Source organism: Acaryochloris sp. IP29b_bin.148 (assembly GCF_028285565.1).
In the GTDB taxonomy this organism is placed as follows: Bacteria; Cyanobacteriota; Cyanobacteriia; order Thermosynechococcales; family Thermosynechococcaceae; genus Acaryochloris.
The window spans coordinates 1-9482 of the sequence record NZ_JANQOY010000104.1 but is presented as its reverse complement, the minus strand read 5'-3'; the positions used below and the strand labels follow the sequence as shown (position 1 = coordinate 9482).

Genomic DNA, 9482 nt, shown 5'->3' with positions numbered 1-9482 from the left:
TTTATTCATGGAAGCAGTTCTGCTGTTGGCGAAACTACCTGAAGCCTTCTCCGTTTTTAGCCCGATTGTGGATGTTATGCCTGTTATTCCACTTTTCTTCTTGGCGCTTGCTTTCGTTTGGCAAGCAGCGGTTGGTTTTAAGTAAACAACACGCATTTTAATAAGCCGTTGATTTATTAATAAACCGTTAACAGGCCTTTGATATAACTCAGCCGCAGGAACCATTCCTAACGCTGTAAAGGGAAGTGAGTGATCGCTTCCTTTTTTGTTGGTTATCGATACGCCTAGAAGAGGCTGGAGCCGAGAAAAGAGGTCAGCCAATATGGACTGCTATGGTAATAGTTCTTGCCCACGATCCAACCGCCGCTGAGTGTACCAATCGACAAAAGCACCATCAGCAAAAGGGTGAGGCGCCGGTTAAGTCCCGCTGATTGTAATTCTAAGCGGGCCAGCGTTTGGGAAGCTAAGAGCACAACAATCATGCCGAAGAGGGTGGACGCGGCCACAGCCATCGTAATGACTCCACTTAAGATCAGCATTGATATCACCCCTCTGGGTCCCAAACGGAACATCCGCTTGGTCACTTCCTCTCCCCAAAACAGCAATATGGTCAGGGAAATCGCTACAAACCAGGACCCCATCGCCCAGCCGATATGATAAGCCGAGAGGTGCCAGCCCAGGAGACCATAGGCTACCCCGACACAAAGCAACGAGAGAATTGGGGTAATCATATGCAGTGTGGGACTTGATGTATGCCTTTCAGTGTACTCATGAGGCTGGGCGATTTGTTGCGATTTCTGAGAAAGCGAATTGATTGATACCGTCTCAGCCCCATTCCACGTTACGCTCAACTAGAGTAAGGATATGCCTGCCCCCCTGTAGTCCTGTTGAGTGAATAGCCGTAATGGAGATTCATCCTTTGTCAGACCAGCCCTCTCTCCAGACCAATACTGTGAATAGCGACCTGCACCACCAGCAAATGATGCGGCGTTGTTTACAGCTGGCAAAGCAGGCCGCTGGCTTTACCACTCCGAATCCGCTGGTCGGGTGTGTGATTGAGCGGGATGGGGAAATTGTGGGGGAAGGCTATCATCCGAAGGCGGGAGAACCCCATGCAGAGGTATTCGCCCTGAGAGCTGCAGGTAGCAAAGCTAAGGGGGCAACGGCTTACGTGAGTTTAGAACCCTGTAATCACTTTGGCCGCACTCCACCCTGTTCGGAAGCGCTGGTCAAAGCTGGGGTGGCGACCGTTGTTGTGGGGATGGTCGATCCAGATCCACGGGTATCGGGTCAGGGAATTGAGCGGCTCCGAGCTGCTGGTATTCAGGTGATCGTGGGAGTGGAAGAAGCTGAATGTCAACGCGTCAACGAGGCCTTTGTGCATCGCGTATTGCATCAGCGTCCCTTTGGTATTCTTAAATATGCCATGACCTTAGACGGCAAGATTGCAACGTCAGCAGGCCATAGCGCTTGGATTACGAAGGAAGTGGCTCGCACCCATGTTCATCAACTGCGGGCCACCTGTGATGTCGTGATCGTGGGTGGCAATACGGTACGCCGTGATAATCCCCATTTAACGACCCATCATCAGGCTGATGCGAATCGGCCTCCAAATAATCCGCTGCGGGTGGTGTTGAGCCGAACCCTTGATTTACCGCAAACCGCACATTTGTGGAATACAGCAGTGGCCCCCACGACTGTGCTAACGCAAGGTCATCCTAACCCTAAGGGGCAAGTATACCTAGAACAGCAGGGGGTAGAGGTGATTAATTTAGATGAACTGACGCCACACACCGTGATGGCTTATTTGGGCCAACAGGAGCTACTGTCGGTTTTGTGGGAATGCGGAGGAACGTTGGCTGCCCGTGCGATCGCAGATGGTTCTGTGCAAAAAGTTCTGGCATTTATTGCTCCCAAAATTGTGGGTGGCCAAAATGCCCCCTCACCTGTGGGAGAGTTGGGATTCAATAAAATGACGGAGGCCCTTCAACTCGAACAAGTGCGTTGGCATATTGTCGGAGAAGATTGCCTCGTAGAAGGATATTTACCCAAGCAATCAACTAGAGAATAGTTTCTCCTCACTCCTTTCTCCATAAAGATTTGAGCCAGAACTAGCATGAGTGATGGGGGCAGCTCCTCTCATCATTGCGTCAAAGATATTGCGCCAAAGATTGCACGGCACAACGTTCCTCTGGTCAACCTGTAATTTCTTAAGAGGGAATTCTGATTTGCTCCTTGATGGGGTGAGGTATGCTAGTCGAAATAGCCCCCCGTCCTCAATCTCGGAGTCAGCATGAAACTGGCAGATCGCATTGGTCAGGTGTCTGCATCTTTGACCTTAGCCATCTCAGCAAAAGCCAAAGCAATGCGGGCTGACGGTATTGATGTTTTGAGTTTTAGCGCTGGGGAACCCGATTTTGACACGCCCGATCACATTAAAGCGGCGGCTAAACAAGCGTTAGATGAGGGGAAAACTAAATACGGCCCCGCACCGGGTGAACCACAACTGCGAGCAGCGATTGCCCATAAACTACAGCACAAAAATCGTTTAAATTTCCAGGCCGAGAATGTACTGGTCACCAACGGAGGTAAGCAATCTCTTTATAACTTGATGCAGGTGCTGCTCAACCCCGGAGATGAAGTGCTGATTCCGGCCCCTTATTGGCTCAGCTATCCAGAAATGGTGAAATTGGCGGGGGGAACTCCAGTCACCTTGGCAACGGATGCCCAAACCGGATTTAAAATTACGCCTGCCCAGCTACAAGCCGCGATTACACCCCACACCCGTTTATTAGTGCTCAACTCTCCTTCGAATCCGACGGGGATGGTCTATACCCCAGCTGAGATTGCCGCTCTGGCCGATATTATTGTTGCTGCCAAGATTTGGGTGGTGTCGGATGAAATCTATGAACGAATTCTGTACGATGATGCCGAGCAGCTCAGTATTGGCGCCGTCAGTGAGGCCGCCTTTCAGCAAACCATTATTAGCAATGGCTTTGCCAAAGCCTACTCGATGACCGGATGGCGGATTGGTTATCTAGCGGGTCCCTTAGAATTGATCCAAGCCGTGGGGCGCTTGCAGAGCCATAGCACCTCTAATGTTTGTACTTTTGCTCAATATGGTGCGATCGCAGCCCTTGAAGGTCCCCAAGACTGTGTTGAGTCCATGCGCCAAGCCTTTGATCAGCGGCGTCAGCTCATGTTTCGGCTCCTAACCGATATTCCCAGTGTCACCTGTCCACGGCCCCAGGGTGCATTTTATATGTTCCCAGATATTAGCTGCACGGGTTTAGGCTCCATCGAATTTTGTGAAGCCTTACTAGAACAATTCCATGTGGCGGCGGTGCCCGGTGTGGCTTTTGGGGCCGACCCATGTATTCGGCTGTCCTATGCCACAGACCAGACCAGTATCGAGCAAGGTATTGAGCGATTGGCGCAGTTTATCTCATCCCTGAGCCATTAGCTCCCCTCTCTAGTGACCCACATCGGCCTGAAAGTGGCTCGCGCTCAGCCCTAAAGCCCCAATAAATGTGTCAAAGCTTAGCAATCTCCGCCGTTGTTTCCGATCAAACGGTATGCTTTGCATAAGATTCACTGATTAATGGATAACTGCTTTGCCCATCCACTCCTTTGGGTATGATACTCACATTTTATGCTCCGCGAGACAACCCAGAGCCGTGCAGTTTAGGGGCTTGCCCAACTCATGAAACAACTTCTTTACCTGGAAATTCCCACGCCGGATCTCGCTGCTGTTCAAACTTGGTTGCATCAGCAAACAGCAGACATGCTGGGCTTAAGCACTAGCGTTGTCACACCCACCACTTCAGGGATCCACATTACCGCAGGTTCAGCAAAATTAGTTGTGTTTTTGTGGCGGCATCTCAACACCACTTATCTCAAGGTGATGCAATGGTCAGACCAGCCATTAGCAGGCCAACAAGCATGGCTTCGTTCCTTTGAAGCCACGCTCAAATCCGCCTTTCCCTATGCTCCAAAACCTTTCCCAGAGATTGATCTAGCCCAAACGGATATTTTTTCTGCCCTAGCGCCTCATTATCCATTAACGGCCAAGTACTTCCAGAATATCCCTAACGGCGAAGCAGATTTGCAGCGTGCCTATTGGTGGGAGAAACGCTGGCGAGACACGGTTAAACTAGGTCCTCAACCGCCCAAAGTTCAGCCGATTGTTGAATCTGCTCCGCCTGCTCAGCCCGATTCCACCTGGGATTTGGTAATTGTTGGCGGTGCGCTAGGGGCTTTAACAGCGGCAATGATGGCGCGTTTGGGCTACAAAGTGGCGCTTGTCGAGCGGATCAAATTTGGCCGCATGAATCGAGAGTGGAATATTTCACGAAGTGAGCTACAAACGCTAGTGGATGTGGGGCTGCTAACGACAGACGAGCTGGAAACGTTGATTGCTCGTGAATACCAAGATAATTTCAATCTATTTTTTAGCGGCAATAATCCGCCTGCAGCTCGGTCTTCCGTCCTCTATACCCCCACCGTTCTCAATGTGGCGATGGACTGTGATCGGCTGCTGCAGTTATGTGGCGAAAAGCTGCTGGCTGCTGGTGGCCAAATTTTTGAGTGCACTGAATTCGAGCAAGCCTACTTGGAATCCGACGCGGTCACCATTCAAGTGCGGGACTTAAAGACCGATCAAGTGTCGTATATGCAGTCCACATTGCTGATCGATGCCATGGGTACAGCGTCGCAAATTGCTCAGCAAATTAATGGCGGTCAGGCCTTTGATAGCGTTTGTCCCACCATTGGCGGCGTCGTTAAAGATGGCTTTGCTTCGGGCGTCTGGGACCAGGATTATGGAGAACCTCTATTCACGAATGGCGATACCAGCCGCGGTCGCCAACTGATCTGGGAAATGTTTCCGGGAGAAGGTAACGATATCACCATTTATTTGTTTTACTACCATCAGATTTCCCCAGAGAATCCGGGGTCCCTACTAGAGCTATTTGAAGATTTCTTTGCTTGTTTACCGGACTATCGTCGCTGTGATTTAGACCAGTTGGAATGGCGCAAGGCGGCCTTTGGCTATATTCCAGGACGCTTTAGTCGCAATGCTCAGGATCGGTTGCCGGGGTGCGATCGCATCCTCTCCATTGGCGATGCCGCGTCCCTCAACTCTCCCCTGATCTTTACCGGGTTTGGGTCTTTAGTGCGCAACTTACCCCGAGTCACCCATCTTTTACACACTGCCCTCCAGCACAATCTCGTGTCAGGTGAAGATCTCGGATTGGTCAACGCCTACCAAGATAATCTTGCCGCCACCTGGATTTTTTCCCGAGGCATGATGGCAAAACCGCAAACCACCTTGCCTCCCTATTGGATTAACGCCATCCTCAATGCGTTCTTTGGCGTTCTCAGTACTGAACCCCCAGATGAAGTCGATGACTTTATCAAAGATCGAGGCGGATGGTTATTTATGACGCGAACCATCCTTAAAGCAGGCCTGCGCATGCCCAAAATCCCTTGGTGGGTTGCTCGTGCGATTGGATTCAAAGAACTCTTTAGTTGGGTACCGACGTATTTCACCTTTACCTGGGCTGCCCTCCTCTCCTTTCTATTTAGTGGGTGGTTACCCCAATTACTGCAGCGTTGGCAACAGCCCCTTGCTCAGTATTGGCCTCAAACGTGGCTCCGGCTTCTCAGTTGGAGTTATCGATTAACGTATGGTATCGGTAAACCCAAACTGATGTTGCATCTGCCGCCACTGACAGACCTGGCCATTGCAGATACCCCTGCGATCGAATCCTCAGCCACAGAAACCGTTTCTAGCCTTCCCCATTAGTGAACCTGGCCTACCGCTAGATCGAAGATATCCTCCAAAGCAGTATTTGAACTTGCTTGGAACAAAGCCGTATAGTAAGGCCAACAGCCATGGCAACATTACTGTAAACATCCTAGTTGAGGGTTTTGTATGGGTCTTTGGCACTTAAACTTAGCGATTAATCCGATGCAGACTATCCTAGAACGGTGGCTCCAAAGTTTAGCAGATAGTTATCCTGCCCTATCGTGGATGGTGGCTCATCCGCTTTTGGCTGTGCTCAGTCTCTTAGTGGTGCTGGCCATTGTGCAGATTTTGCTAGGTTGGCTCAGTAGTGGGATTAAACATCTCCTATTCTCAATTGTGAAGTCTCCCTATTCCTTGGTGAGATGGCTATTGGAAAAAGGCACCGCCCCCCTAAATGGCCCAAAAACGAAATTTGGTCGTTCCCCCAAAGACAAAACGCAAGATCAAGTCATCTCCATTTTGAAACGCTTAAACCATCACCAACAGGAGCAAGATAAACTCCTGAAAGAACTCAAGTCTCTCCTCCCGCTCCGTTCTGCAGACGCCCTATCTTCCTCAGCTTCAACCCACGATGAAGCCCCGGCAGACCCCTCACCGACCCATCAGACCCCGTCCAGCTAGCAAGATGGCCCCCATTTTTAGACGAAGGAGGCAATTTAGAAAGTGTTCCATAGGTGCCCCGCATCGCAGCGAATTCCGATCTAGAATTGTGGTCGCACGTAAGTGGATGAGTAGAAATGACTAGCCAAACAATCATTGCTGAATCCTCAAAAGGTACCCCTACTCCACGAACTGATGCAAAGCAGACGGTGGCCCCCACTGATGCACGTCTGTTTGATAAAGTTAGGCACCACTATCACTCCGATCATCAGGCTGAGTATTTAGATATCAACGCTCAGGTAGAGCTGCTTCTCCAGCAGCTACAAACGGAGGTACAGAAGCAAGCCGTGGCCACAGACTACTGCCATTAGTGAAAACTGGGGATAATGACAGGTTTCCTTGCTGCCTAGTCGGTTGAGCTAATTACCAAACTGGCCTATGGCGCCCATCTCCTTTGTTGATGCAGCGGATGCTGTTCGTATCTGATTCAACAAACTACCCCTAAGAAGCAGTGTAGGATGGGGGGTGATCTGTCTATGGTTTACCCCCCGGAGCGTTTATGACTCAGCTCCTTTCCACTGCTCTAAACTACGAACAAAGCTACCCTTGCCCGCTTTGTCGCCACGGTCAACTCACAAACTTGGTGCTAATGGATGCGTTTTCCTGTAGCTTTTGCCATCATATTTTTACGGCTAATCTCCCCCAACAATCCATTTGCTTAGCGGATGGTCAGCAAGCGGTTAGCTGGCAGTGGAAAGGACAGCGATGGCACCCCCTCCATCATCCGGATATCGATTTTCCGTTGGGTATTTGGATACTTTGCACCAGTCTTGCTGTTGTACCGCCCGCTTTAATTTGGGGTGTTCATCATATTTTTCCACCATTACCCAACAGTACAGGTGACTCCTTCCATCTGCTCTGGCTGGGCGTTGTGTTTGTTACTCACAGCCTGATCGCCCTCCTGATATTGGCGGAATTCCACCAGTTTCCCCGCTACCTATCCTGGAAATTCCGACTCCAAACTTAAGGTCCTACCGGGGCATACGAGAGATCGCCCAACGCTTCTAAGTCCAATTGGGAGGCGACAGTGGCTAACTGCTCTAGGTGGGTTAAATCATCTAAATAGGGGACCATGCCCAAAACAGGAACTTGAGTGAGAGATTCAATCATGGCAACGGGAGCCCATTGTTGAATCTCTGTAGGAGAGAACGGCTGCGCAGCGTTCAAAATAATCCCTTTGACCTCTAGTTGTGACTGGCGAGCTAAGGCTACATGTGCAACCGCTTGTCCAATACATCCCAAGCGAATGGGGACGACTAACAGGATCGGCAACCGCCAGTCTCGGGCTAAGTCAGCAACAGTCAATTCATGGGTGACGGGTGATCCCAATCCCCCTAAGGCTTCGACTAATACCCAATCAAACTGGCTTTGTAACCTTTGCAAGGCTAGCCATGCTGGTAATAGGTCAATCGTTTGACCAGCATGGTCTGCGGCTAAAGGTGGAGCAAGGGGCTGCTCAAAATAGACAGGGTTAATCGATTCAGCGGATTGCTGTAATTGAAACAGGTGAGTATATCGTTCACGATCGCCCGGACCGGATTGCACCGGTTTACAGACCGCAACGCTTTCATGGGATCGATACATCTGCCAATAGGACAATAGCGATGAGGTGATCACCGTTTTCCCGATTTCTGTGTCCGTACCGCTGATTAACAAAGTTTGTGCCACAACCGTGTTCTTCCTACACTGACTATTTCTTAAGTTGACGAACTAACCAATAACTAATGGATAAGGAGAAGATGGCTGCTGCCAACCCTAATAGATCTAAACCGGACGATTTCGCAAAGTCGAAAATAATTAGCTTCCGAGCCACGGCGATCAAAGCCGTTGCAACCACCAACTGCACCTGCACTCCCTGATGATCGAGGTAAGCTTGGACATTTTCCAGCAACTCTAGAGCAATCAAGATATTAAGGAAGAGACCAAAGATCTCCAATAACGTTGATTTAAAGAAGCCGATAGGTTCCATCGACAACTCCTGGATCACCGTATATCCAAGGTCGAAGAGCGCAAAAAAAATAACAATAATCAGTGCTATCGATACAATCTTGGCAACGGTTCCTTCTAACCAGTGCAACATGCGCAGAAAAGATGCATCACTCAAAGCTCTGGCAATTCGATCTCTTGTTCAAGGGTTACGCTTCATAGGCCATTGAACAGGTCAATTTAGATATCAAAGTTAATAATCAACCTATTACAGAAACTTGATTCGATGGCACTCGCACCAGATAATAAGGGAGCTGTAGTGATACAGCTAATCTTGCTAGTCTTTTAGCGATTGCTAAGCCGCTTAGATTATCTGTATTATCGTTTTGCCCTTTTTCATAGGAATCTGATTATGATCAGCGACATTTTACCCACAATTATGACTCCTTTGGTTATTTTAATCGGCGGTGGAGCCGCTATGACAGCCTTCTTCTATTATGTTGAGCGTGAAGGATAATGAGTGGCGGATACCTCATCCACTGATGCCATATAGTCCCAATAACCGCCTTTGCTTAATGGACGGTTTTGTATAGCAAGAAGTCATAACAAGCATCCTAATTAAAAAGGGGAGTCAGCTAACTGACTCCCCTTTTAGATATCGCAAAAATGCTAGCTTACAGGGAAGAACCCAAGCCTGCATATGCTCCATAGAAAAAGAGACCTACAATTGCAATGAGGGCGGTCCCTGCGACTGTCCCTACTAGCCATAATGGAACTTTTCCATCTGCCACAGACTTTTCCTCCTAAAATTACCAGCAAAGTTTATGCATAGAATAGTTTGTTCTCAAAAGCGCTTATCAAATGGATAAACGAAATTTTATGTTAGTTAAAAAAGTAGCTCGAGAACAATAAAGCTAAAACAAGAACAAGTAACAAGCCAATATAGAGCGATGTACGATTCAACTCTACGGGTTGCTTATTCGGATTGGGTGTTGCCATTAACGTCTCCTATCTCTGAATGAACTGCATAGCTGCGATTGCACCCAGAAAGAAGGTAACCGGGACACCTAGGGTATGAACAGCCAAC

At 49.1% G+C, this 9482-nt stretch carries 12 protein-coding genes and 1 pseudogene; 7 read left to right on the top strand and 6 right to left on the bottom strand.

Features of this window, described 5'->3' with window-relative positions:
* Nucleotides 1–7: 7 nt before the first annotated feature.
* On the top strand, nucleotides 8–145 hold the full coding sequence (locus tag Q0986_RS09865; RefSeq protein ID WP_010473496.1) for a photosystem II reaction center protein K: 138 nt from the start codon (nucleotides 8–10) through the stop codon (nucleotides 143–145).
* Between the two features lie 139 nt (nucleotides 146–284).
* Here the strand turns inward: Q0986_RS09865 and Q0986_RS09860 are convergent, their stop codons facing one another.
* The gene (locus Q0986_RS09860; protein WP_299409013.1) at nucleotides 285–731 is read right to left on the bottom strand and encodes a hypothetical protein; all 447 of its coding nucleotides are present in this window, start codon (nucleotides 729–731) and stop codon (nucleotides 285–287) included.
* Between the two features lie 173 nt (nucleotides 732–904).
* On the opposite strand from Q0986_RS09860, the gene ribD reads away from it, so the two are divergent.
* From ribD to Q0986_RS09830, 6 genes are all read left to right on the top strand, one after another.
* Entirely contained in the window at nucleotides 905–2071 is a 1167-nt protein-coding gene (gene ribD / locus Q0986_RS09855; protein WP_366918555.1) for a bifunctional diaminohydroxyphosphoribosylaminopyrimidine deaminase/5-amino-6-(5-phosphoribosylamino)uracil reductase RibD, read from the top strand.
* A gap of 222 nt (nucleotides 2072–2293) precedes the next feature.
* Complete coding sequence (locus Q0986_RS09850) at nucleotides 2294–3463, top strand: pyridoxal phosphate-dependent aminotransferase (protein WP_299409008.1); 1170 nt, start codon at nucleotides 2294–2296, stop codon at nucleotides 3461–3463.
* A 240-nt stretch (nucleotides 3464–3703) separates the two neighbouring features.
* Nucleotides 3704–5806, top strand: a complete 2103-nt coding sequence (locus Q0986_RS09845) for a flavin-dependent dehydrogenase (RefSeq protein WP_299409003.1) — start codon at nucleotides 3704–3706, stop codon at nucleotides 5804–5806.
* Nucleotides 5807–5935: 129 nt separating this feature from the next.
* Nucleotides 5936–6430, top strand: coding sequence for a hypothetical protein (locus Q0986_RS09840; RefSeq protein ID WP_299409000.1), 495 nt, complete (start codon nucleotides 5936–5938; stop codon nucleotides 6428–6430).
* Between the two features lie 116 nt (nucleotides 6431–6546).
* Complete coding sequence (locus Q0986_RS09835) at nucleotides 6547–6780, top strand: hypothetical protein (RefSeq protein ID WP_299408997.1); 234 nt, start codon at nucleotides 6547–6549, stop codon at nucleotides 6778–6780.
* 188 nt (nucleotides 6781–6968) lie between these two features.
* Nucleotides 6969–7436 carry a hypothetical protein gene (locus Q0986_RS09830; RefSeq protein WP_299408993.1) on the top strand — a complete coding sequence of 156 codons (468 nt, stop codon included), beginning with the start codon at nucleotides 6969–6971 and terminating at the stop codon, nucleotides 7434–7436.
* Here Q0986_RS09830 and bioD read toward each other — a convergent pair.
* The 5 genes and pseudogenes from bioD to psbF form a co-directional block, all read right to left on the bottom strand.
* The gene (gene bioD / locus Q0986_RS09825; RefSeq protein ID WP_299408990.1) at nucleotides 7433–8137 is read right to left on the bottom strand and encodes a dethiobiotin synthase; all 705 of its coding nucleotides are present in this window, start codon (nucleotides 8135–8137) and stop codon (nucleotides 7433–7435) included. The genes Q0986_RS09830 and bioD overlap by 4 nt on opposite strands.
* 22 nt (nucleotides 8138–8159) lie before the next feature.
* The gene (locus Q0986_RS09820; protein WP_299408986.1) at nucleotides 8160–8549 is read right to left on the bottom strand and encodes a phosphate-starvation-inducible PsiE family protein; all 390 of its coding nucleotides are present in this window, start codon (nucleotides 8547–8549) and stop codon (nucleotides 8160–8162) included.
* Between the two features lie 520 nt (nucleotides 8550–9069).
* Nucleotides 9070–9186 carry a photosystem II reaction center protein J gene (locus Q0986_RS09815; RefSeq protein WP_010476185.1) on the bottom strand — a complete coding sequence of 39 codons (117 nt, stop codon included), beginning with the start codon at nucleotides 9184–9186 and terminating at the stop codon, nucleotides 9070–9072.
* Between the two features lie 91 nt (nucleotides 9187–9277).
* On the bottom strand, nucleotides 9278–9394 hold the full coding sequence (locus Q0986_RS09810; RefSeq protein ID WP_299408973.1) for a photosystem II reaction center protein L: 117 nt from the start codon (nucleotides 9392–9394) through the stop codon (nucleotides 9278–9280).
* 9 nt (nucleotides 9395–9403) lie between these two features.
* Nucleotides 9404–9482: pseudogene (psbF, locus tag Q0986_RS09805) on the bottom strand (cytochrome b559 subunit beta); the annotation flags it as partial.

Excerpts from the sequence above, each read along its gene's own strand:
- Q0986_RS09865 (WP_010473496.1), top strand. The coding sequence starts at position 8 with ATGGAAGCAGTTCTGCTGTTGGCGAAACTACCTGAAGCCTTCTCCGTT.
- Q0986_RS09860 (WP_299409013.1), bottom strand. The coding sequence starts at position 731 with ATGATTACCCCAATTCTCTCGTTGCTTTGTGTCGGGGTAGCCTATGGT.
- ribD (WP_366918555.1), top strand. The coding sequence starts at position 905 with ATGGAGATTCATCCTTTGTCAGACCAGCCCTCTCTCCAGACCAATACT.
- Q0986_RS09850 (WP_299409008.1), top strand. The coding sequence starts at position 2,294 with ATGAAACTGGCAGATCGCATTGGTCAGGTGTCTGCATCTTTGACCTTA.
- Q0986_RS09845 (WP_299409003.1), top strand. The coding sequence starts at position 3,704 with ATGAAACAACTTCTTTACCTGGAAATTCCCACGCCGGATCTCGCTGCT.
- Q0986_RS09840 (WP_299409000.1), top strand. The coding sequence starts at position 5,936 with ATGGGTCTTTGGCACTTAAACTTAGCGATTAATCCGATGCAGACTATC.
- Q0986_RS09835 (WP_299408997.1), top strand. The coding sequence starts at position 6,547 with ATGACTAGCCAAACAATCATTGCTGAATCCTCAAAAGGTACCCCTACT.
- Q0986_RS09830 (WP_299408993.1), top strand. The coding sequence starts at position 6,969 with ATGACTCAGCTCCTTTCCACTGCTCTAAACTACGAACAAAGCTACCCT.
- Q0986_RS09820 (WP_299408986.1), bottom strand. The coding sequence starts at position 8,549 with ATGTTGCACTGGTTAGAAGGAACCGTTGCCAAGATTGTATCGATAGCA.
- Q0986_RS09810 (WP_299408973.1), bottom strand. The coding sequence starts at position 9,394 with ATGGCAACACCCAATCCGAATAAGCAACCCGTAGAGTTGAATCGTACA.